The 22,304-nt window shown below is 70.0% G+C and carries 22 protein-coding genes; 5 read left to right on the top strand and 17 right to left on the bottom strand.

The genetic code is table 11. The annotated features are described in order from the left end of the window. Positions 1-138 precede the first annotated feature (138 nt). The 4 genes from ACFXBC_RS29265 to ACFXBC_RS29250 all read right to left on the bottom strand — a co-directional run bounded on the left by ACFXBC_RS29265 (position 139) and on the right by ACFXBC_RS29250 (position 2,934). Positions 139-1,089 (bottom strand): PLP-dependent cysteine synthase family protein, encoded by a 951-nt coding sequence (locus ACFXBC_RS29265; protein WP_385030973.1) that lies wholly within the window; start codon positions 1,087-1,089, stop codon positions 139-141. Between the two features lie 5 nt (positions 1,090-1,094). After that, positions 1,095-1,373 (bottom strand): MoaD/ThiS family protein, encoded by a 279-nt coding sequence (locus ACFXBC_RS29260; RefSeq protein WP_385030971.1) that lies wholly within the window; start codon positions 1,371-1,373, stop codon positions 1,095-1,097. Positions 1,374-1,776: 403 nt separating this feature from the next. Continuing rightward, entirely contained in the window at positions 1,777-2,364 is a 588-nt protein-coding gene (locus ACFXBC_RS29255) for a class I SAM-dependent methyltransferase (RefSeq protein WP_385030968.1), read from the bottom strand. Between the two features lie 234 nt (positions 2,365-2,598). Continuing rightward, positions 2,599-2,934, bottom strand: coding sequence for an ArsR/SmtB family transcription factor (locus ACFXBC_RS29250; RefSeq protein WP_385030965.1), 336 nt, complete (start codon positions 2,932-2,934; stop codon positions 2,599-2,601). A gap of 171 nt (positions 2,935-3,105) precedes the next feature. Between ACFXBC_RS29250 and ACFXBC_RS29245 the strand changes: the two genes are divergently transcribed. Beyond that, positions 3,106-4,248, top strand: a complete 1,143-nt coding sequence (locus ACFXBC_RS29245) for an FAD-dependent monooxygenase (protein WP_385030962.1) — start codon at positions 3,106-3,108, stop codon at positions 4,246-4,248. Positions 4,249-4,544: 296 nt separating this feature from the next. Here ACFXBC_RS29245 and ACFXBC_RS29240 read toward each other — a convergent pair whose 3' ends face one another. From ACFXBC_RS29240 to clpS, 5 genes are all read right to left on the bottom strand, one after another. Beyond that, on the bottom strand, positions 4,545-6,794 hold the full coding sequence (locus ACFXBC_RS29240) for a M64 family metallopeptidase (protein ID WP_385030959.1): 2,250 nt from the start codon (positions 6,792-6,794) through the stop codon (positions 4,545-4,547). 151 nt (positions 6,795-6,945) lie between these two features. Next, positions 6,946-7,362 (bottom strand): Mov34/MPN/PAD-1 family protein, encoded by a 417-nt coding sequence (locus tag ACFXBC_RS29235; protein WP_385030956.1) that lies wholly within the window; start codon positions 7,360-7,362, stop codon positions 6,946-6,948. Positions 7,363-7,508: 146 nt separating this feature from the next. Further along, on the bottom strand, positions 7,509-8,942 hold the full coding sequence (locus ACFXBC_RS29230) for an amino acid permease (RefSeq protein ID WP_385030953.1): 1,434 nt from the start codon (positions 8,940-8,942) through the stop codon (positions 7,509-7,511). 379 nt (positions 8,943-9,321) lie between these two features. Beyond that, entirely contained in the window at positions 9,322-9,978 is a 657-nt protein-coding gene (locus ACFXBC_RS29225; protein ID WP_385030950.1) for a DUF2017 domain-containing protein, read from the bottom strand. Next, complete coding sequence (gene clpS / locus ACFXBC_RS29220; protein WP_385030947.1) at positions 9,978-10,292, bottom strand: ATP-dependent Clp protease adapter ClpS; 315 nt, start codon at positions 10,290-10,292, stop codon at positions 9,978-9,980. The genes ACFXBC_RS29225 and clpS overlap by 1 nt, the downstream gene beginning before the upstream one ends. A 165-nt stretch (positions 10,293-10,457) precedes the next feature. Here clpS and ACFXBC_RS29215 point away from each other — a divergent pair, with 165 nt between their 5' ends. Both ACFXBC_RS29215 and ACFXBC_RS29210 read left to right on the top strand, forming a co-directional pair. Next, positions 10,458-11,786 (top strand): nicotinate phosphoribosyltransferase, encoded by a 1,329-nt coding sequence (locus tag ACFXBC_RS29215; protein ID WP_385030944.1) that lies wholly within the window; start codon positions 10,458-10,460, stop codon positions 11,784-11,786. Between the two features lie 198 nt (positions 11,787-11,984). Beyond that, a complete protein-coding gene (locus ACFXBC_RS29210; RefSeq protein WP_385030941.1) occupies positions 11,985-12,572 on the top strand; it encodes an isochorismatase family protein in 588 nt (195 codons plus the stop codon). 111 nt (positions 12,573-12,683) lie between these two features. Here the strand turns inward: ACFXBC_RS29210 and ACFXBC_RS29205 are convergent, their stop codons facing one another. Together ACFXBC_RS29205 and ACFXBC_RS29200 are read right to left on the bottom strand one after the other, a co-directional pair. Then, positions 12,684-12,989: a hypothetical protein gene (locus ACFXBC_RS29205; RefSeq protein ID WP_385030938.1), complete on the bottom strand. Its 306-nt coding sequence runs from the start codon at positions 12,987-12,989 to the stop codon at positions 12,684-12,686. A 123-nt stretch (positions 12,990-13,112) separates the two neighbouring features. Further along, positions 13,113-15,527: an immune inhibitor A domain-containing protein gene (locus ACFXBC_RS29200; RefSeq protein ID WP_385030935.1), complete on the bottom strand. Its 2,415-nt coding sequence runs from the start codon at positions 15,525-15,527 to the stop codon at positions 13,113-13,115. Positions 15,528-15,915: 388 nt separating this feature from the next. Between ACFXBC_RS29200 and ACFXBC_RS29195 the strand changes: the two genes are divergently transcribed. After that, the gene (locus ACFXBC_RS29195) at positions 15,916-16,236 is read left to right on the top strand and encodes a hypothetical protein (RefSeq protein WP_385030932.1); all 321 of its coding nucleotides are present in this window, start codon (positions 15,916-15,918) and stop codon (positions 16,234-16,236) included. A 91-nt stretch (positions 16,237-16,327) separates the two neighbouring features. On the opposite strand, the gene ACFXBC_RS29190 is transcribed toward ACFXBC_RS29195, so the two are convergent. Then, positions 16,328-17,047, bottom strand: a complete 720-nt coding sequence (locus tag ACFXBC_RS29190) for an RDD family protein (RefSeq protein ID WP_385030929.1) — start codon at positions 17,045-17,047, stop codon at positions 16,328-16,330. A 64-nt stretch (positions 17,048-17,111) separates the two neighbouring features. Continuing rightward, positions 17,112-18,701 (bottom strand): RDD family protein, encoded by a 1,590-nt coding sequence (locus ACFXBC_RS29185; protein WP_385030926.1) that lies wholly within the window; start codon positions 18,699-18,701, stop codon positions 17,112-17,114. A 210-nt stretch (positions 18,702-18,911) separates the two neighbouring features. Between ACFXBC_RS29185 and ACFXBC_RS29180 the strand changes: the two genes are divergently transcribed. After that, complete coding sequence (locus ACFXBC_RS29180; protein WP_385030923.1) at positions 18,912-19,388, top strand: SsgA family sporulation/cell division regulator; 477 nt, start codon at positions 18,912-18,914, stop codon at positions 19,386-19,388. Positions 19,389-19,470: 82 nt separating this feature from the next. On the opposite strand, the gene ACFXBC_RS29175 is transcribed toward ACFXBC_RS29180, so the two are convergent. From ACFXBC_RS29175 to ACFXBC_RS29160, 4 genes are all read right to left on the bottom strand, one after another. Next, positions 19,471-20,838 carry an FAD-binding oxidoreductase gene (locus ACFXBC_RS29175; RefSeq protein WP_385030920.1) on the bottom strand — a complete coding sequence of 456 codons (1,368 nt, stop codon included), beginning with the start codon at positions 20,836-20,838 and terminating at the stop codon, positions 19,471-19,473. Positions 20,839-20,981: 143 nt separating this feature from the next. Then, positions 20,982-21,266 carry a gas vesicle protein K gene (locus ACFXBC_RS29170; RefSeq protein ID WP_385030917.1) on the bottom strand — a complete coding sequence of 95 codons (285 nt, stop codon included), beginning with the start codon at positions 21,264-21,266 and terminating at the stop codon, positions 20,982-20,984. Then, on the bottom strand, positions 21,263-21,493 hold the full coding sequence (locus tag ACFXBC_RS29165) for a gas vesicle protein (protein ID WP_385030914.1): 231 nt from the start codon (positions 21,491-21,493) through the stop codon (positions 21,263-21,265). The genes ACFXBC_RS29170 and ACFXBC_RS29165 overlap by 4 nt, the downstream gene beginning before the upstream one ends. After that, a complete protein-coding gene (locus tag ACFXBC_RS29160) occupies positions 21,477-22,181 on the bottom strand; it encodes a GvpL/GvpF family gas vesicle protein (protein ID WP_385030911.1) in 705 nt (234 codons plus the stop codon). The genes ACFXBC_RS29165 and ACFXBC_RS29160 overlap by 17 nt, the downstream gene beginning before the upstream one ends. Positions 22,182-22,304: the final 123 nt, after the last annotated feature.

The raw sequence follows: 22,304 nt of genomic DNA, 5'->3' as shown, positions 1-22,304 counted from the left end.
TGTTCCGGTGGGGGGGGGGGGATGGGGCCCGGGGGGTGGGGGAGGGGGGGGGGCACGTGGCGGGGTTGGTCGCCCGCCGGGCTCTTCCGGGGCCCGGGGCGGGCCGGGTACGAGCCGGGCGAGAGGCCGGGCAGCCGCTCAGGCCCAGAGCTGCCCCTGGAGCGTTTCGATGGCCGCTTCCGTCGTGGGGGCGGTGTAGACGCCGGTCGACAGGTACTTCCAGCCGCCGTCCGCCACGATGAAGACGATGTCCGCCGGGCTGCCGGCCTTGACGGCCTTTCTGCCGACGCCGATCGCCGCGTGGAGCGCCGCACCGGTCGAGACACCCGCGAAGATGCCTTCCTGCTGGAGCAGTTCACGCGTGCGGGCGACCGCGTCCGCGCTGCCCACCGAGAAGCGGGTGGTGAGCACCGACGCGTCGTACAGCTCGGGGACGAAGCCCTCGTCCAGGTTGCGCAGCCCGTAGACCAGGTCGTCGTAGCGAGGTTCGGCGGCGACGATGCTGATGTCCGGGACGTTCTCGCGCAGATAGCGGCCGGCGCCCATGAGGGTGCCGGTGGTGCCGAGGCCCGCCACGAAGTGGGTGACGGACGGCAGGTCGGCGAGGATCTCCGGGCCGGTGGTCGCATAGTGCGCGCCCGCGTTGTCCGGGTTTCCGTACTGGTAGAGCATCACCCAGTCGGGGTGCTCGGCCGCCAGCTCCTTGGCGACGCGTACGGCGGTGTTGGAGCCGCCGGCCGCCGGCGAGGAGATGATCTCGGCGCCCCACATGGTGAGCAGGTCGCGGCGTTCCTGGGAGGTGTTCTCCGGCATGACGCAGACGATCCGGTAGCCCTTGAGCCGGGCCGCCATGGCGAGCGAGATGCCGGTGTTGCCCGATGTGGGCTCCAGGATGGTGCAGCCCGGGGTCAACCGGCCGTCCTTCTCGGCCTGTTCGACCATGTGGAGGGCGGGGCGGTCCTTGATCGATCCGGTCGGGTTGCGGTCCTCCAGCTTGGCCCAGATCCGCACGTCGTCCGACGGGGACAGGCGCGGGAGCCGTACGAGCGGGGTGTTGCCCACTGCGGCGAGCGGGGAGTCGTATCGCATCGGGCTCAGACCATGCCGCCGGCCACGGCCGGAAGGATGGTGACGCTGTCGCCGTCGGCCAGCTTGGTGGAGATGCCGTCGAGGAAGCGGACGTCCTCGTCGTTGAGGTAGACGTTCACGAAGCGGCGGAGCTGGTCGCCGTCGACGATGCGCTCGCGGATGCCGTTGTGCCGGGTTTCGAGGTCGGCGAGCAGGGCGGCGAGGGTGTCACCGCTGCCTTCGACCGCCTTGGCGCCGTCGGTGTAGGTGCGGAGGATGGTCGGGATGCGGACCTCGATGGCCATGGCTGGGCTCCTGTCGGATGGTGTGGCGGAGGGCGCGGCAGCGCGCGTGGTGCCGGTCGTACCGGTGGTGGTGCGTGGTGCTTACGCGGGGCCGCGGCTCAGACGGCAACGCGGCACGGACAGATTGCGCTGTCGAGGCGGCACAGGTCGACGTGCAGCCGTGCGGCCCCACATCCAAAGGCCCCCAGCAAGAGGGTGGACGCGGAGCGCAGCGTGACGGGCGTCGCGCCCGGCGTCTTTTCGCTCACGTCATGGGAAACCATGGGCTCATCGTATCGATTCCCGCCCCCCGGACCGAGGTGTGATCTCGCCATACGGGATTGAACCGTCCACCCTGCGGACAGGCTTCACGGACAACCTTCCGGGGAGGACCGCCGGACGGACCGCAGAGCTCACCGCCGGTTCATCGGCGCACGGCGCGGACCACCGTGTCGAGTGCCTCGGCCTCACCGACCGGACGGTGGACCACCTCGGCCACGACGAGGTCGGCATACGGCTCCCACGCCTCGCGTACGAACTCGACGCTGGACAGCACGCGCGCGTCCTGCGGACCCCCCGTGCCGTACTCAAGATTGCCGGCATCGTGGCCGACCAGCAGCAGCGTGCCGCCGGGCCGGACCGCCCGGCAGGCACTCGCCAGCACTGCAAGCATGTCCTGCCGGGGCAGTTGCAGATACGAGATCAGGGCCAGGTCGTAGGCGGCCTTTTCGGGGGTGTAGCGGGTGGCGTCGGCCACCGAGGCACGCACCGGCTCCTGGCCGCTGCCGACCGCGTCCCTGATCCGGCCGACGGCGACCGGTGAGAAGTCGATCGCGTCCACCCGCCACCCCCGGTCGGCCAGCCACAGGGCGTTGCGCCCCTCCCCCGCGGCCAGATCCAGGGCCCGTCCGGGTTTCAGACCGGAGGTCTCACGCACCACCCACCTGTTCGGCTCGACCGACCACACGCGCTCCACGGCCCGGTAACGCTCGTCCCAGTCGTCCGCGTCCATACGCTCTCTTCCACGTCGGTCTGCCGCGCCCGGCCCTGCCGGGCGGACCGGGCCTTCTCCCGCCGTAACGCTACGGGAAAGGCGGCTGCCGGAACCGCGTAACCGCTACCGGAGCGGCCCTCGGAGGGAAGCCCGAGCCGGACGGTTGTCGCCTGACTGTCCGCGCGAAGACGGATCAAGCACACGACCCCGGAGCCGAGAGGTCACAGCGCGAACACTTGCGCCCGCCCGTGCTCAGCGCGGAGCGGTACCGCCCGGGGGCTCTGCTCCCAGGAGGGCGAGCAGCCCGGGGAATCTCTTCTCGATGTCCGCGCGTCGCAGCCGGATGCCCTTGCGGTTGCCGTAGTCGACCTCGTCGATGAGACCCGCCTCGCGCAGGACGCGGAAGTGGTGGGTCTGGCTCTGCTTCGAGATCGAAAGATCGAACGAGTTGCAGCCCCGCTCGCTGTCGCTGCGGTCGGCGGCCAACTCCGTCATCACCGAACGACGGTGTCTGTCGGCGAGGGCGCGAAACACCGCCCCCAGATCGAGCGCATCGGCCTCCGGGCCGACCAGGTTCCTCCCGGCCATGCCGCACCTCCTTTAAGTACGTCTTGCATCGTACCTGAAAGATGTGCTCCACTGAGGTACCAAATCTTTTTTACCTTGGTTGGGATGCGCGGCCCCGTGCCGCCACTCCCTGAGACCCGGCCTCCGCACTCGCCGGGGACCTGGTCATCGACACTCCGAGAGGTCATCGTCATGAAGAAGCCCGAGGTGCTGATAGTCGGTGCCGGAATCGCAGGGCCCGCACTCGCCCACTGGCTCTCCCGGAACGGCTACCGGCCGACGGTCGTCGAACACGCCCGGCAGCTGCGCTCCGGCGGTAGCGCCATCGTCGTGAAGGGGCCCGCGATCCCGGTCGCCGACCGCATGGGCATCCTCCCGCAGCTCCGCGGACTCGCCACCCGCAATCGGTCACTGACCCTGCTCGACCCCGGCGGCAGGCGAATCCTGCGACTCCCGCTCACCTCGGACGAGGCGCCGACGGTCGAGGTGACCCGGGCCGACCTGTCCGAGGTGCTCCACCGGTCGGCGCAGACCGAGGCCGAGTTCTTGTTCGACGACACGGTCACCGCCCTCGACCAGGACGGAGGTGGGGTCGACGTCACGTTCCGGCGGTCCGCCCCACGGCGCTTCGACTTGGTCGTCGGTGCCGACGGGATGCACTCCACCGTACGGCGCCTGATATTCGGACCCGAGCGGCAGTTCGCGAGCGACCTGGGCCTGTACGGCGCGACCGTCCCGCTGGAACCCGGCGCCGTCGAGGACCCGAGCGAGATGACGATGCTGACTGTGCCGAACCGGATGCTGGTCGTCCACCCCTCGCGGACCACTCCGCTCGCGATCTTCACCTTCCGGGCCACACAGCCGGCCCCCCACGACCGCAAGAACATCGCCCTTCACAAGCAGACCGTGGCCGACGCCTACGCCGACGTGCGGTGGCGGGCACCGGAACTCGTGGCGGCGTTCCTCGACCACCCCGCTCCGTTCTTCGACCCCCTGACCACCGTCCGAGTGCCCTCGTGGTCCCGCGGACGGGTCGTACTGCTCGGGGACGCTGCGGCGGCGACAGCCCTGCTGGGGGACGGGTCCAGTATGGCGATGGCGGGCGCGTACGCCCTCGCGGAAGAGCTCGCCGCCCATCCCGGTGATCACGCCCGCGCCTTCGCCGCCTACGAGTCGCGGCTCCGCCGTGAGGTGGGTCCGCGGCAGCGACGCGTCGGTCTGCTCTCCAGGCTCATGGTGCCCCGCACCCGGCCGGGCCTCGCGGTGCGCAACACGGTGGCCGGCGCGGTCGGCCGCACGAACCGGATCGCCTCTCGCGAAACCGCGAACCGGTAGACCGAGCCCGCACCGACCGGTCACCGCTCGGTGCACAGCTCCGCGACAGCTCTCAGCCGGGTCGGCGCCGCCACGCCCGACGAGGGCGAGGCCGAGCACGGTGCCGCCGCGGCCCGCCCGACCACGATCACGGCCTGCGAGCACCGAACGCAGGGGCAAGCACCGCCGACCCGGAACCCGAGAGCGTGAGGGGCCGCAGGAACGGAGACTCGCTCGCGCTGTTCAGCCTGACTTTGCACTGAAAGGTCTTGGGCGGCGGCCCCCGCCGGGGACCGCCGCCCAACCGCGGGATGTGTTCAGTCGCAGGCGAACCGGTTGTAGGGGACCTGGTAGGTGGCGTCGAGCTCATGGGCGTTGGTGCTGCTGGAGCCCTTGGCCTTCGCGTGCGCGGTGACCGTCGCGCTGCCGGTCTCGGTGGTCGGCTCGCCGGTGCGGAAGACCGCCGAGACCCTGCCGTTCGCGGGGACGTTCTTGAAGGTCCGCTCGCCGTAGGACGTCTTCACGGTGAGGGTGGCCTTGTGTGCCGACCGGTTCCGGGCGGACACCTGGATCTGTGTCTGGTCCTTGACGCAGCGGGTCACCGCACTCGATGTGACGGGTACGGAGCCCGGCGGGGTCGGGTCCTTGGGGAGCACCGTGACGGTGAACTTCTTGAGCGGTGCCACGTTGCCCGCTGCGTCCACGGAGCGGTACTCGATCTGGTGGGTGCCGTATCCGGGCAGCCGCTTGGTGAACGGCGAGGTGGACAGACCTCCCGTGCCGAGGTTGCCGTAGATGAGGTCGTCCACGTTCGTTCCGGTGGGAGTGAACAGGAAGGGCTTGGAACCGTCCGTAGGCCAGCCGAAGTAGTGGAACCACCCGTCGCCGTCGACCCGGAATTCCGAGGTCAGCGCCCCTGGCTGGTCGTCGTGTGCCGTGAGGCCGAGGCTGAAGGAATCCTTGACGGTGTAGTGCGGTGTGCCGTCGCTGTTCCGCGAGACGCTGACCGGGTCCGACACGAGGTAGCTGGTGGTTGCCGCCGTGTTGTCGACGGTCCACCGCTCGGTTGCCGCGGGCGAGGAGGGCTTGCGTGCATCGCTCACGCTGACGTTGACATGGTGGGTGCCCTTCCTGAGCCGGAGGCCGCCGAGATCGAGACTCGTCGAATGCGCCACGACATGGCCGTCGAGCCGCCACACCACGTTCAGAGCGTGGTCGCGCGGGTGACTCGGGTCGACCCACAGGACGTCAGTCGCTCCGACGGGCCGCTCGGTGGGCGTCGCCAGGGAGATCTTCGGAGCACCGTCGGCGGAGGATGCGGAGTGTGCGGATGGTGCGGAGTGCGCGGACGGTGCAGCGTGTGTCCCGACCGTCCACTCGCGCGTGGCCGTCATCTTGCGGCTGTCCCGAAGGGCGGGATCGCGGACGAAGTCCGTGTCGTCGACGACTTTCACGCCGATCGTGTCGCCCGCGCGTGCGTGGAGGTCCCGCACCTTGACGCTGCGGGCGCCGGCGACGGAGTGGACCACCTTGCCGTTGACGCTCCAGATGGCGTCGAGTTCGTGGTGGACCGGGTGAACGGTGTCGATCCACAACTCGTCGGCGGGGCCCACGGGTCCATCGGTGGACGTCGAGTCCTCGATGAGGTTGACGGCCCCCGACAGGCCCGCCGTCATCCGTTCACGGCTCACCTGGTCCATGGAGTAGCCGAGCGTCTTCATCATCGAGTGCTGGCTCGGCCGCCAGACGCCCTCGGTGTAGTACATGCCGCCTTCGTACCGGCCGATGGTGCCGCCCGATTCGCTCTTCTCCCCGAGCCAGCGCCACCACTTGGCCTTCTGGTCACGCATCTGCTGCTCGGTCAGCAGGGTGTGGTGGGCCGAGTCGGGTTCACCACCGCTGTAGGTTCCGCTGGTCACTCCCCGGGAGTAGTAGTCGTACTCGTCCTGGAGACCGCCGAAGGAGTGGCCGAGCTCGTGCGGGGCGATCAGTGCCGACATGGCGTTGCCGCCGGTCGCGGTGGCGTAGGAGCCGCCCGCGCCGCCATAGGTGTCGCTGTTGGCCAGCGCGAGAATCTGATCCGTCTTCGGGGCCAGGGCCGCGTACTTCTTGGCCGCGTTGTCGTCCATCACGAGCAGCCGCTGAATTCCGCTCGTGGAGCAGCCGCTCCAGAGCTTCATCCCCAGAGGGGTGTTGCGCTTCGGGGAGCTCAGCTGAGGGTCGCAGCTGATTCCCGACTCCTTGGAGGGAGTCTCGACGGCGTAGACATTGATGTAGTTCCGGTAGCTCTTGTAGGGCTCAAGGCTCCAGAGCACGTTCAGCTGTTGGTCGACCTGGTCGAGGAATGTGGGCATCTCGGACGCGGTGTAGCCGTCTCCGAGTACCACCAGGTTCCAGCGATTGGCCGGGTCGCCGGTCACCTGGACCGGGACGACCTTCGCGTCGTCGGCCGCGGCACTCACCGGAGTGCCGGCCGCCGGTCTTCCGGCACCCGTCGCGGCAGGCGCGGCGGCCATCGCGCCGAAGGCTACGGCCACCGCGACAAGTGGCCGCCATATACGTTTCACAAGAAAGCTCCTTGACCTGTCTCCGGGCCCGACGAGCCTTCATACGACGGCTTGCCGTGAGGACATGTCAATCCTCCGGCTGCAGAGATCTCGGCTGTGCGCTGAGAAGCCCTCACGCAGTGACCGCAGGTGTCGCCGGACCCGGCAGGTCTCAGGGGACGACGGTCACTTCCTCCTCGGTGACCACGCCTTCGGCGATGCGGTACGAGCGGAACTGGAAGGGCCCGGCGCCGTCCGTGTCGGCGGTGGAGACGAGGACGTAGTGCGCGCCCGGCTCGTTCGCGTATGTGATGTCCGTACGGGAGGGGTACGCCTCAGTCGCGGTGTGCGAGTGGTAGACGATCACCGGCTCCTCGTCGCGGTCGTCCAGGTCGCGGTAGAGCTTGAGCAGGTCGGCCGAGTCGAACTCGTAGAACGTGGGCGAGCGGGCCGCGTTCAGCATCGGGATGAACCGCTCGGGGCGGCCGGAGCCCTCCGGGCCCGCGACCATGCCGCATGCCTCGTCGGGGTGGTCGGCGCGGGCGTGCGCCACGATCTGGTCGTACAGGGCCTGGGTAAGGGTCAGCATGCCGTCAGGATAAGCAGCAGGACCAAGGGGCCGCGGGCACGCGTCAGGCAGGGTGGCGGTGGGCGACGGGTGGGCAGGCTCGTACCGGAGTGTGGTACGAGCCTGCCCACATGCTGGGAAAAGGGTGGCGAGAAGGCCGTTTCCGGTCAGCTCTCGCGCTTGGCGAAGGCCGCGCCCTGCGGGTTGCGGGCCCGCAGCACCAGATAGGTGACGCCGAGCAGCAGGGCCCAGAAGGGCGCCGCGTACAGCGAGACCCGGGTGTCCTTGTCGATGCCCATCATCACGATGACGAGGGCGATGAAGGCGAGCGAGAACCAGCTGGTCCAGGGGGCTCCGGGTGCCCGGAAGCTGGACTTCGGGAGTTCGCCGCGCTCGGACTTGGCGCGGTAGCGGATCTGGCAGATGAGGATCACGATCCAGGCCCACATACCGGAGATGGTGGCGAAGGAGACGACGTAGTTGAACGCCTGGCCCGGCCACTGGTAGTTGATCCAGACACCGACGAGCATCAGTGCGGCGGAGACGGTGGTGCCCAGGAGCGGGGTGCCGCTCTTCGTCAGGGACGTGAACGCCTTCGGACCCTGGCCGTTGAGCGCCAGGTCGCGCAGCATCCGGCCGGTGGAGTACATGCCGGAGTTGCAGGAGGAGAGGGCGGCGGTCAGCACGACGAAGTTGACGATGCCCGCGCCGACGCCCAGGCCCATCTTCTGGAAGGCGGCGACGAAGGGGCTGACTCCGGGGTGGAACTCGGTCCACGGGACGACCGAGAGAATCATGATCAGGGCGCCGATGTAGAAGACCGCGATACGCCAGGGCACGGTGTTGATGGCCTTGGGCAGAACCTTCCTGGGCTCCTTGGACTCCCCCGCGGTGACCCCGACCAGCTCGACGGCGAGGAAGGCGAACATCACGATCTGCAGGGTCATCAGGGTGCCGGTGATCCCCTTGGGGAAGAAACCGCCCTGGTCCCAGAGGTGGGCGACGCTCGCGGTGTCGCCCGCGTCCGAGAAGCCGACGGTGAGGATCCCGGCACAGATGAGGATCATGCCGATGATCGCGGTGACCTTGACCATCGAGAACCAGAACTCCAGCTCACCGAAGAGCTTCACGGATATCAGGTTCACGCCGTAGAGGATGAACGTGAAGACCAGCGCGGAGAGCCACTGGGGAATGTTCCACCAGAAGGTCATATAGGTGGCGGCCGCGGTGACTTCGGTGATGCCGGTGACGACCCAGAAGAGCCAGTACGTCCAGCCGGTGACATAGCCCGCGAAAGGGCCGATGAACTCGCGTGCGTACTCCGAGAAGGAGCCGGAGACCGGGCGGTACATGAGCAGTTCGCCCAGGGCCCGCATGATGAAGAAGATGACCAGGCCGGCGATGGCGTAGGCGAGTATGAGGCTCGGTCCGGCCTTGGATATGGCCTTGCCGGCGCCGAGGAAGAGGCCGGTGCCGATGGCACCGCCGATCGCGATCATCTGGATCTGGCGGGCCCCGAGGCCCCGCTTGTATCCCTCGCCCGATCCGGCGTCCTCGGCCGCAATGCCGTCGTGCTCCTGGTCGACCTGCACTGAGGTCATGGTGTTGCGCCTTTCTCCATGCCGATCCGGCCTGACGAGGCTCGGATCGACTGTGACGATCCTGGAGGGCAGAACCCGCGGATGGTGGAGTGCTGTCGGCGGTCGGCCTGACGTGGCGGCCCCGGGGGCGGGGGGTGGTGACCCCGGGTGGTCGTAAGATTTAACACGGCCGGGAAAGAGATCCTCCCGGGAAAATGTGACTCACGCCACTGGAAGAACCGGACGAAAAGCACCGGGCGGAGCAAAGCATTCCGCCACGGTGACGTCATCGTTATCCGGATTTGAGCGTCCTTTGAGCGGACGGTCAGGCGGACAATCAGGTGGTGACCGGGTGGACCGCGCCCCCGGGGGGCGACGGGGGCGGACGGCTCAGGACCCGTTACGGCATCAGCGTCTCGACGAGCGTTTCCTGCAGCGCGCCGAGCCAGAGGTAGGCCATCACCATCGGCTTGCGGGGATCGTCGTCCGGAAGCCGGTACAGCCCCCCGTCGGCGGATTCGGCCTCCTCGTCGTCCGAGACTTCGAGGCGGGTGCCGATGGTCAGCCGGAGGTCGTTGAGCGCGCCGAGCCAGTGGCGCGAGTCGTCGGGCGAGAGCGTGACCAGCACAGTGCCGTCGGGGAGGGCGCGCTCGCGGTCACCGTCCGCGCCCTTCGCACCGCCTGCCGCACCCGCGGCCTCTGCCCCTGCCCCTGCCCCTGCCCCTGCCTCATCGAGCGTCCGTACGAGGGCGAGCGCGTCCTCGCGCTTGCGGGTGCGCAGGTCGTTCTCGGTGAAGCGGCGGAACTCGGACGAGAAGTCGGGCTCCTCGTCGCCGTACGCGTCCGGGAAGAGGCGGGCGAGCGCCGGGTCGTCCGGCGGCTTGCTCGGACCCTCGGCGAAGAGCGAGGCCAGCGGGTCCTCCCCGTCGACCGGCTCCTCACCGGGGCCGACCAGCTCCAGGAGCTGGACCGCGAGCGAGCGCAGGATGGACATCTCGACCTCGTCGAGCGCGACGGCCGCACCGCCGCCCGGCACCGCGTCGAACTGTCCGGCCATCAGTTGCGGTCCTGGGTGAGAGTGGCCCACAGGCCGTAACCATGCATCGCCTGCACGTCGCGTTCCATTTCCTCACGGCTGCCGCTGGAGACCACTGCCCGGCCCTTCTGGTGCACGTCGAGCATCAGCTTGTGGGCCTTGTCCTTCGAGTAGCCGAAGTAGCTCTGGAAGACGTAGGCGACATAGCTCATCAGATTGACCGGGTCGTTGTGGACGAGCGTCACCCAGGGCACATCGGGCTCGGGGACCTCGAAGGTCTCCTCGGCCGATTCGGGACGTTCGATCTCTACGGGGGCGACACTCACGCCTCCCATGCTGCCACCCGTGGAGTGGCGGCGCACACACCGGTCCCTAGATCTCGTCACTCTGACGAAATAGGGGGTAGCATCCTTCGTACGCCCCATCGAGAGGGGAACAGCCCCGGGAGACCCGGCCGGCAGAGCCGGACCGGCCCGGACGAAAGTGCGAGGTTGACCGTTGTGAACGTTGCGGACCTTGGCCTGCCGGTGCATGTGCCGTCGACAGCGCTCTTCACGGACCAGTACGAGCTCACGATGCTCCAGGCCGCCCTGAAGGCCGGCACGGCCGACCGCAGGTCGGTCTTCGAGGTCTTCACCCGGCGGCTGCCCGAGGGCCGCCGCTACGGCGTCGTGGCGGGCACCGGGCGTGTCCTGGACGCCGTGGAGAACTTCCGCTTCGACGAGGACCAGCTCCGCTTCCTGCGCGAGCAGGAGATCGTCGACGGACCCACCGCCGAATGGCTCGCGTCCTACCGGTTCGGCGGCGACATCTGGGGCTATCCGGAGGGCGAGGTCTACTTCCCCGGCTCGCCGGTGCTGCGGGTCGAGGGCTCCTTCGCGGAGTGCGTCCTGCTGGAGACCGTGATCCTCTCGATCCTCAACCACGACTCGGCCATCGCCGCGGCGGCCTCCCGGATGAACGCGGCGGCCGGCGGCCGGCCGCTGATCGAGATGGGCGCCCGCCGCACCCATGAGCTGGCGGCCGTCGCATCGGCCCGTGCCGCGTACGTCGGCGGATTCTCCACCACCTCGGATCTGGCGGCCGGGTTCCGGTACGGCATCCCCACCGTCGGCACGAGCGCCCACGCGTTCACGCTGCTCCACGACGACGAGCGGCAGGCGTTCACCGCCCAGGTCGCCTCGCTGGGCGGGGACACCACCCTGCTGGTCGACACGTACGACGTGGCCGAGGCGGTCCGTACCGCCGTCGATGTGGCCGGGCCCCAGCTGGGCGCCGTCCGTATCGACTCCGGGGACCTGCTGCTCGTCGCGCACAAGGTCCGCCAGCAGCTGGACGCGCTGGGCGCCACCGGGACGAAGATCGTGGTCACGTCCGACCTGGACGAGTACGCCATCGCCTCACTGGCCGCGGCGCCCGTCGACGCGTACGGGGTCGGCACCCAGCTCGTCACCGGCAGCGGGCACCCCACCTGCTCGATGGTCTACAAGCTGGTGGCCCGCGCCACGTCGGCCGACCCGCAGGCGCCGCTCCGGCCCGTGGCGAAGAAGTCGCTGGGCGCCAAGACGTCGCGCGGCGGACGCAAGTGGGCGGCGCGCAGGACCGACGCCGACGGGATCGCCGAGGCCGAGGTGATCGGCACCGGCGAGGTGCCCGCGGACTTCCAGGACCAGCAGCTCCTGGTGGAGCTGGTGAAGGGCGGCGAGGTCGTCGAGCGCGAGCCGCTGGACGCGGTGCGTGAACGCCATCTGGCCGTCCGGGCCACCCTGCCCATGTCGGCGTTCCAGCTGTCCCGGGGCGAGCCGGTCATCCCGACCGAGTACGTCTGATCCGCGGTGCGGGGGTAATCACGGGCGCGCCCGGTAACCACGGACCCGTCCCGTACCGCACAGACCGTACGGATGAACCACTCCCGTACGCATGAACCGCAGGTGAGCGGGAATGGAACGGCTGTCGGGACCGCCTCCCGCTCCGGCGCACGCCCTCCTTCCGCCACCCCCCTTCTCCCCCAGGACAAGGATTCCGCCATGCACCGCGCCCTGATCGTCGTCGATGTGCAGAACGACTTCTGCGAAGGCGGAAGCCTCGCGGTCGCGGGCGGCGCCGATGTCGCCGCCGCCGTCACCGACCTGATCGGCCAGTCCACGGCCTGTTACCGGCATGTGGTGGCCACCCGTGACCACCATGTGGACCCGGGCAACCACTTCTCCCGGAACCCGGACTTCGTCCACTCCTGGCCGCCGCACTGCGTGGCCGGCACGGAGGGAGTGGGCTTCCACCCGAACTTCGCGCCCGCCGTGGCGTCCGGCGCCATCAGCGCCGTCTTCGACAAGGGTGCCTACGCGGCGGCGTACAGCGGCTTCGAAGGCCAGGACGAGCACGGTGTGCCGCTGGCCGACTGGCTGCGGGCCCGCGAGATCGAGGCGGTCGACGTGGTCGGGATCGCCACGGACCACTGTGTGCGGGCGACGGCGCTCGACGGGGTGCGGGCCGGGTTCGGCACGCATGTGCTGCTGGGCCTGACGGCCGGCGTGTCCGGGGCGACGACGGACCGGGCGCTGGAGGAGATGCGGGCGGCCGGTGTGGAGCTGACCGGCAAGCCGATGGCTGCCTGAAGGCTGCTGCGGTCCACGTCACAGCCCGCCCAGGTCACGTCCCGCCTCACAGCCCGCCCAGATCACGTCCGGTCCAGGTCATCTCCTGTACAGGTCACGTCCTGTCCGGACTCAGACGCCCTCGCCGAGCAGTGCTCTGATCGGATGCCAGAGCTCCGCCTCCTCCTGCGGCGCCGCGCGCCACAGGAGCCCGTCCGGATGGTGCAGGACGGCTGTGATCTCGTCCGGCGTCGGTGGCTGCGCGTTACCCCGCAGATACACCGCGCGCATCCCCAGATTCCGCACCCGGGTCAGGGCGCGGGCCCGGTTCAGGGCATGGACGAGGATCCGGACATGGGTCATCCGGTCCGGGCTCGGCAGGGTGAGTGCGACCACCACGCTGCCGTTCGGAAGTCTGCTGAATCCGCCACCAGGCATACCGTTCATCTCCCCCGTGAGACGTTGTGTCAATAAGAGCCGTGCAAGAGGCACCTAAACACGATCGGCCGCCGCCCGCTAGAGGGCGACGGCCGATCATGCTCTGACCTGCGAAGATGTGACTCAGCTGTGCGAGGCGCCGACCTGAACCGTGATCGTCGAGCCATCCACGGGCTGCTGGATGATCGAGATCCGGGTGTTGGTGTCAGTTACCTTCACGCTTCCGGTCTCGTTCTCCTTGTACCAGTACGTACCCTGGTGATCATCGAAAACCGGCCGGCCGAGCTGCGGCAGGACCCGCTTGGCGACATCCGCGTTGTGCAGCGTGAAGCCGGGCGTCGGGAACCAGCTGAACGGCGCGTCGAAGGGCTGGACCTTGTTCCGCATCAGCGAGCCGTCCGCCCACTTCATCGGCTTGGCGTGCGAGTCCACCGGCAGGATCAGACCCTGGCCGGGGTGGGCGCTGACGTTGTTGTCGGGCTGCGAGGTGTCCCACTGCCAGATCATCAGGCCGCGCTGGTACGGGTAGTACTCCACCCAGTCCGGACGGGTCTTCGAGAAGCCGAAGTTGTACGGGCCGGTCTTCAGCGTCTGGTCGTACGACACGTACTGGCGGTTCTCCGCGATGTAGTACTGCGGGTAGTCCTTGGTGAAGGACTCACCGATCCGCGAGAAGCCCTTCGCCGTCCAACCGGCGTCGTCCGTCTCGGCGTTGTCCGTGAAGAGCGGGGCGCCGTCGGCGTTCACCGAGATCTTGTCGGCCGCGAAGCCCTTGCCCGCGACACCGCCGTCGGACGAGTAGCGGAAGCGGAGGTCGATCTTCTTGCCCGCGTAGGCGTCCAGCGGGTAGGAGAGGGTCTTGTACGCCTCGGACGTACCGGTCAGCGCGGGCTTGTCACCGCCGTCGCGCGGGATCTGCGCTCCGTCCGCCTTTCCGTCGATCGCGGTCCAGTTGGCGCCGCCGTCCGTCGAGACCTCGGTGTAGAGGAAGTCGTAGTCCTTCTCGATGTCCCACCAGCCCGAAAGGTCAAGAGTGGCCTTGGACTTGCCGGTCAGGTCGACCGGGCGGGTCAGGGTGTTGGAGAGGTCGTCGCCCATCCCGCTCCACCACTGCTTGGAGCCCTCGGCCGGCTTGGTGATGGTCGTGGTGACGGGCTTGTCCGGCAGCGAGACGACGAGCGCCTGCTTGTTCCTGGTGTTGTACTCCGAGACACCGAGCTTGTGGGTCGACTTCTTCGCGGCCTTCGCCGTGTCGTAGTCCAGCCAGCCCAGCTGGAGCTTGTCCCACGCGGACATGTCACCCGGCTTGTTGCCGATGGCGTTGTTCCCGGTGCTCAGCCAGGAGCCCGCCGACATCAGCGACCAGAAACCGACGCTGTTCTCGGCTGTGTTGGTGGTGTCGTACTCGTCCGGCAGGCCCAGGTCGTGGGCGTACTCGTGGGCGAAGACACCGAGGCCGCCGTTCTCCGGCTGCATGGTGTAGTCGCCGACCCAGATACCGGAGTCGCCGATCGGGGCGCCGCCCGACTTGTTTCCGGCCGGGCCGGTCTTGCCGGTGTCCGTGCCGTAGACGTACGAGCGGTGCGCCCAGAGCGCGTCGGCGCCCTGCGCGCCGCCGCCGGCGGACTCGTCCTCGCCGGCGTGCACGATCTGGAAGTGGTCGATGTAGCCGTCGGGCTCGTTGAAGTTGCCGTCGCCGTCGTAGTCGTAGCGGTCCCACTGGTCGTAACCGGCCAGGGTCGCCTTGATCTGCGCGTCGGTCTTCCCGGCCGCCTTCTGGGCCTTGGCCCACGCGGTGACACCGTCGCGGACCAGGTCACCGGCGTTGGCGCAGATGCTGGATCCGCAGTAGTTGGAGCCGTAACGGGCCTCGTTGTACGGGACGGTGACCCAGTCGGCGACCTCGCCGTCGACGGAGTAGCGGCCGGACGAGGTCTTCTCGTAGTACGACTTGAGCGAGTCCTTGCCCTTGCCGGTACCGAAGTAGAGGTCCTGGAAGTGCTGGCGGTTGTAGTCCGCCTGCCAGGCCGTGCTGTTGTCCTTCTTGCGGTCCGGCTGGGCGATCTTGTTGTGCGCCGGTCCCGGTGTGCCGCCGTACTTCTTCACCGGCGGCTTGGGCCCGTCGGGGCCGTCCGGGTCGTACATGGTGCTGTTGTCGACCGTGTCGCCGAACTGCACCAGGATCGTGAATATCTTGTCGGTCTTCTCGCGGCCCAGCTCGACGTACTTCTTGTCGTCGAGGCGCACCACCCGGGAACCGCCGTGCGACTGCACCTTCTTGTGGCCGGATATGACCTGTTGCAGCGCCGACTGGCGTTCCTTGTTCTGCTGCTTGGAGAACGGCCCGTCCAGATTGTGCTTCTGGCCCTTGGGCTGCGTCGCCGGGTCGCGGCGGTCGATCTTCTTCGATGCCGCGCTGCCCGTGGGGGCCTTGGTGTCGGCCTGGGCGGTGGCGTACGCCGAAGCGGTGGCCGTGGTCGCGGCGATGGCCACGAGTACGGCTGCCACACGGGTCGTTGCCCGTCTCTTGATATTCACTTGGTGCTGTCCTCCCCGAACGCGTCGCAAGTGACGACATTCGACCGGAGGTGCAAGAGAAAAGACAGATCTTGACTTGAACATAGCAACTGCATTATGCAGAGCGCCGTTTCCGGTATCCGGACGGCTCACAGCGTCCACACAGCAGCCGCACACCTGAGCCCTACGTTCTGCGGTGAACCTCACGGAGGGTCAACAGGCGCGTCGGCCCGGCCGGTGCGGTGGGGGCGTGACTCCGTGCGCCCCCCGTGCACCGGCACCGTGGGTTAGGCGACGCTTACTGATGGTTCCGCTCGGGCATCCGTCGGATTAGAGTCGCGCTCGACGTATCCGCCGACACGCCCCGCCGAGTCGACCACCCATCGCTGTCCCTAGGACGGAAATCGCCATGACGCGTCCGACTGCCGCACAGTACTTGTATGGTTCGGCCACCGTCGTCTTCTCGACCCTCGCGATGCTGCTGCTCTCGCGCACCTCGTCGGGCATCGGAGTCGCGGTCATCGTCGTGGCGGCGCTGGTCCTCGGTCTGCTGGTCGCGGTGACCGTGCCCATGCCGAGGACGGCCCATCCGGCCGACCGGGCCGGAGCCGCGGAGTCCGGTACGGACCGGGCCACCGCTGCCGGTTCCGCGGCCACGCCGCCCGGACCGCGGGCGACCGGCCGGACCGCCACCGCCGAACGGGTCGGCGGCCACTCACTGCGCGGCTGAGCCGCTGAACCCCAGGGCCGCCCGATCGGCCGGGCGACGGACTACCGGTCCGGACGACCGCCCACCGGCCGGCTACCGACCGACCCCCTGCCTACGGTGTCGTGACCACCACCACGGTCTTCGCCGCCTTGTCGTGCAGCCCCTGTTTGTACGGCCGGTCGAAGAAGCTCCAGCCGCCGCAGATCGCGGTCCACACACAGGCGCAGCAGAACACCGCGGGCAGCCACAGCACGGCCGCCCTGACGAACGCCGCCTGGGAGGTCGGGACGGCGCCGTCGTTCAGGTTGGCGGTCCGCAGCCCGAAGAGCCCCTTGCCGACGGTCTGCCCGTTGCGCTTGACCGTCATGAGCGTGTCGTAGCCGATGTAGAGAACCGCCGCGATCAGGCTCTGGCCCACCGAACGGCCGTAGTTCATATGGTCCGTGTTGTACCGCAGCCCGCCGAAGATCAGTGAGATCAGCCAGACCACCACGGCCACGATCACGATGTCGATGATGCGGGCCAGCACCCGCTTGCCGCTGGGCGCGAGGGGCGGCATCCCGGCGATCGGCTGGTCACCGCCGTAGGCCCGGCCGCCGCCGTAGGCGTTCGGATCGTACGGCGGGGGCATCCCGCCGCCGTACGGGCCACCACCACCCGGGGGCGGGGGCGCCCCGCCCCCGTACGGATCGCTGCCGCCGGCGGGCGGGGGCGGAGGCGATCCGTACGGGCTGCCGCCGCCGGGCGGGGGCGGCGGCTGGTCGTCCTGCGGCCTCTTGCGGAACGGGTCGTCCTCGGGGGGCTCTCCGGGCGGCGGCTGATCGGTACTCATCTCCCGAGTCGACCGCGCCGGGCGGGGCCCCGCATCCGGTCGGGGCCGTACGGGTGAGGCCGCGTCAGCCCGCCGCCACGAAGGTCCGTGCGGCCTTGTCGTGCAGACACTGCCGCCAGGGCCGGTCGAAGAGGCACCAGATCACGTTGACGACGCCCACCACGAGCAGCCCCAGCACCCCGTACAGCAGCCAGCGGACGACCGCGCCACCGAAGGACGGCGGCTCGTACGACTCCAGGTCGCGGACCTGGACCCGGCAGAGCCGTTTGCCGAGGGTACGGCCCCACTTGGCGGTCGGCAGGGCCTCGTACAGCAGGCCCAGGACGAGGAACGCGCCGATGACGGCGCCCAGATATCCGGCCGTGGTCCCGTCGAGCAGCCAGACCGTGACAGTGGTCCCGGAGAGCTTCGCCTCGTCGATCTTGCTGTTGATGTGGTCGGCGGCCTTCGTCAGGAACGGTACGGCGATGGCCCCGGCCACCGCCCCCAGCACCACGGTGTCGATCAGCCGGGCAGCGAACCGCCTGCCCAGGGCCGCCGGACGGGCGGCGGCCTGCGCGCGGGCCGCCGCCTGGAACGGGTCCTCGACCGGAGGCTTCCAGGGCGGCAGCCGCTCCTGGTCGGCCCCTTCGCCGGAGCGGGCGAGCTGCTGCACCTGCTGCGGCCAGGAGGGGGCCTGCGGACTGCCCGCTTCCGGATACGGCTGGGCCTGGACCGGCGGGGACTGGAGCTGCGGGGGCTGCGGCTGCGGGGTCTGCGTCGGAACGGCCTGGGCCGACGGCAGGCCCTGCTGCGGGAGGTGGGGCGGCTGCTGGAACTGCGGCTGCGGCTGGGGCTGTTGCTGCACGGGCTGTTGCGGCGGCTGGGACTTCGGGGACACGGCGCGGATCGACAGGGTGCCGTCCGTCCTGTTCGTACGGGCCGCTCCGCCACCCGTACGCCCACCCGCCCCGGCGCTCGCGCCGTCGGCGGGGCCGCTTCCGGGACCGCCCCGCGATCCGTCCCCCGGGCGCAGCGCCCGCAGGGTCACCGTGTCCGACGGCGGGTCCTGGCGGCCCCTGGGGAGTGCGGGCCGGGACGCCTCCTGTCCGGCGGGCAGCTCGGCGCGGCGCGGCTCCGGCACCGGCCGGCCGGGCTCGGACGGGCCCGCGGGCTGCGCGGTGCCGCCGGAGTGCGTGGCGCTCCCGGGCTGCGCGGTGCCGCCGGGCTGCTGCTCGGGGCCACCGGGCCTGGCCGGTGCCTCGGCCGGAGTGCGCGGGTCGGGGCCGCCCCAGGAGACCCGGCGGTCGCGGTCGCCGCCGAAGCCGCCCTGGCGGGAGGCGTCGGCCTGCCAGGCGGACGCCGGTTCCTGCGGACCGCCGTACTCCGGCTCCTCGTCGAAGAAGACCGGCCCGGTCTGTTCGGCCTGCGGAACATCGGAGGCGTCGGACGCGCCGGACGGTCTGTGCACGGCGGGCAGCGGTGCGGCGGGAGCTGATGCCGTGCCGCCTGGCGGTACCGGCATGGGCTGGTCGCCGTCGGCGGGGGCCGGACGGCTCGTACCCGGCACCCACGAAGCACCGTTCCAGTACCGCACATATCCGGGAATCGATGGATCTGGGTAATAGCCAGGGGTGGGGCTGCCGTCGCCGGTTGCCGGGGTTGGGGCGCTCATCACCGTGGTCCCGTATCTCCTTGAGAGCCGCAATTCAAGGCTCCACATCTATCAGACCGCCGTGGGCCCACGGACCGGTCCTGTCGCATCGACCACTTTCCGGTCATCGCCAAATCATCCTCGAAACCCGCGTAATGAATGCCGGGCAGGGTGCTCTCACCCTGTACGGCCCGCCGTTGGGCGTACGTACGAGGAGAGGAAGCGCACGCCATGCACACCGTGGTGGAACGTGAACTGGAGCTCAAGCTGGTGCTGTCGCCCGAGCGAAGCATCCCTGTCCCTGCCCGGCTTTCCTACAGCACGGGGGACCCCTACGCCGTGCACGTCAGTTTCCACATCTCATCGGACACGCCGGTGAACTGGTCGTTCGCCCGTGAGCTGATGGTCGAGGGGGTGTTCAGGCCGTGCGGCCACGGCGACGTACGGATCTGGCCCACCAAGGTGAACGCGAAGAGCGTGGTCTGTATCGCGCTCTCCTCACCCGACGGGAACGCCCTGCTCGAAGCCCCGACCGCCCAGGTCTCCGCCTGGTTGGAGCGGACCCTGCGGGCCGTGCCGCCCGGCTCCGAGAGCACCCATCTGGCGATCGACGACGGCCTGGCGGAGCTGCTCACCCCGCTGCCCGCCGACGATCTGTGGATGTGCGACCCGTGGCCCTCGGACGAGTCCGACGAAGACGGCCGGTGACCGCGGGGCGCGCCGGGGCCGGGGTTCGGACGCGCCGGGCCGGAGGACACACCGGGGCCGGAGATCACACCGGGGCCGGGGCTCAGAACAGTTTGCCCGGGTTGAGCAGCCCGAGCGGGTCGAAGGCCGCCTTGACACCGCGCTGCATCTCGACACCCACCGGCCCCAGTTCGCGCGCCAGCCACTCCTTCTTGAGTACGCCCACGCCGTGTTCGCCGGTGATCGTGCCCCCCAGTTCGAGGCCGAGCGCCATGATCTCGTCGAAGGACTCGCGCGCCCGCCGCGACTCGTCGGCGTCGTCGTGGTCGAAGCAGACGACGGGGTGGGTGTTGCCGTCTCCGGCGTGGGCGCAGACACCGATGGTCAGATCGTGCTTCTCGGCGATGACCGCGGTGCCTTCGAGCATCGCACCGAGCTTCGAACGCGGTACGCAGACATCGTCGATCATCGTCGCGGACTTGACGGTCTCCAGCGCGGTCAGCGAGAGCCTGCGCGCCTGGAGGAGCAGCTCCGACTCGGCCTCGTCGTCGGCGGGGACGATCTCGGTGGCGCCTGCCGCCGCGCAGAGTTCACCGACCGCCGCCAGATCGGCCTCGGGGTCGGCGCTGTCGAACGCGGCGAGCAGCAGGGCCTCGGTGGTCTCGGGGAGGCCCATCTGCGCCATCGCGTTGACGGCCCTGATGGTCGTACGGTCCATGAGTTCGAGGAGTGAGGGTGTGTGACCGCGCTCCATGATCCGGCAGACCGCGTCGCAGGCGGCCGCGGCCGACGAGAACTCGGCGGCCAGGGCGAGCTGGCGCGGCGGGGCCGGCTTCAGCGCGACCACGGCCTTCACGACGATCCCGAGGCTGCCTTCGGAGCCGACGAAGAGCCGGGTCAGGTCGTATCCGGCGACGCCCTTGGCGGTGCGGCGGCCGGTCGTCAGCAGCCGTCCGTCGGCGAGTACCACCTCAAGGCCGAGTACGTACTCGGCGGTCACCCCGTACTTCACACAGCACAGGCCGCCCGCCGCCGTGCCGATGTTCCCGCCGATGGTGCAGGTCTCCCAGCTGGAGGGATCCGGCGGGTAGTACAGCCCCTGGTCGGCCGCGGCCCGGGAGAGCACCGCGTTGACGACGCCCGGCTCGACGACGGCGATCCGGTCGACGGGGCTGATCTCCAGGATCCGGTCCATCTTGGTGAGGGAGAGGACGATACAGCCGTCGACGGCGTTGGCGGCGCCGGAGAGACCGGTGCGGGCGCCCTGCGGGACGACAGGTGTACGGAGGGCCGTCGCCGTCCGCATGACGTGCTGGACCTGCTCGGTGGTGCGCGGCAGGACGACGGCGGCGGGCGCCCCGGCGTCGCAGAAACCGGCGGTGTCCCTGGCGTACGAAGCCATCACGTCCGGGTCGCTGATCAGGGCTTCGGCCGGGAGCCCGGTACGCAGGCGTTCGAGCAGATCATTCATGATCCCAGCCTGGCACCGGGGGCGCCCGGCTGGGAAGGGGTGGGCCCCAGGCGGGGTATGTGGCCCTGCTCGCCCGCCTGGAAGAGCGGGAGGACCCGGGGCGGGGGCGTGCGGCCGTCAGCGACACCGGCGGGAGAGCCCGGTCAGCGGGGTTCGTGGGAGAGCAGGGTGCCGAGCGGGCCGAGGTCCAGGTTGAGGTCCTCGCGGCGCAGCCCGTGGTGGGTGCAGAGTTCCGTCATCCGTTCGTCCAGGAGCATCAGGGTGGTGCCCACCCGTTCCTCCTGCTCCTCGGTGAGCTCGCCGCTGTCGAACCGGCGGAGCGCCTGGCGCTCGACCAGCTGCCGCAGCAGTTCGACCACGGTCAGGACGAGCGAGGCCAGGTCGCGGCCCGCGCTCTCGGGGTCGATGTCGATCCGGGCGTCGCTCACAGTGGTCCCCCGTCGGCCCAGGGTGCGGGGACCCGTTCGCTGACGGACGCCAGCAGTGCGTGCAGCGAGAGCCTGACCAGCGGGACCTCGGCGATGGCGATCACCAGGTCGCCGCTGATGACGACGCCGGTGCCGAGCACCCGGTCGAGCAGGTCGACCAGCGGGACGCCGATGGGGGCCGCGGCCTCCGGGCCCTGCCAGGGGACGGGGTTACGGGTGCCCGGCATGAACGCCTCCGTCGGTGAACGAGTAGGGGGCCCACGGGCCCGAGACCTCGATCTCGATGCCGTCGAGGCCCGTGGCGGTACGCAACCGCCCGATGGTGCGCGCCAGTTGACCGCTTCGCTCCTCGGCGAGCAGATAGGCGGCGTTCATGATCTGGGTGCGGCCCCGGCCGGTGGCCTCGGGGCCGTGCGGCCTGCGCCGTACCGAACCCACCGCCAGCTCCCGTACCGCGCTGTCCACCTGTTCGGCCGCGGACATTGCGCTCTCCTGGCGCAGTTCCCGCTGCTGCCGGGCGCCGCGCAGCCGGTTCAGATAGGCGCGGCCGGTCTCGCGCTCCTGCCCGGGGGCCGGGTCCGCGGGCGGCCCCGCGGGCGTCGGCCCGGCGGGCGCGGTCGGCCCGGCCCCGGGGCGGGGCTGCGCCAGGTAGACCTTGACGGCCCATTCGACGCGTCCCGCGATGCGGTCGAGCGCCGTACGGAAGCGCTCCCGGCCGGCGTCGAGAGCGGCGGTGGCACGCTCGTCCCCGAGGTAGAGCGTGGCCAGCGGGAGCGGCACCGTGGGGCCTCCGGCGGCGGCCGCGGTGACGACGTCGTGGTGGGCGCGTGCGCAGTGTTCGAGCTCGGCGGGGTCGGTGAGCCGCTCGCGCAGGGCGGCCTCCGAGAAGGCGTACGCCGGTACGTCCTGGACCACGGCCCGCAACGGGCCGAAGGGCAGGAAGCGCAGGGGCCCCCCCCCCCGCGGTGCGGGGCGGGGGGGGCGGGGCGACGGGGCGGGGCGGGCGCCCCCCGACCCCCCGCACGGGGAAGGGCGGGC

This window comes from Streptomyces sp. NPDC059398 (assembly GCF_042751845.1).
Classification (GTDB): domain Bacteria; phylum Actinomycetota; class Actinomycetes; order Streptomycetales; family Streptomycetaceae; genus Streptomyces.
Note: the sequence above shows the minus strand (reverse complement) of the source record. Positions and strands in the feature narration are given on the sequence as shown.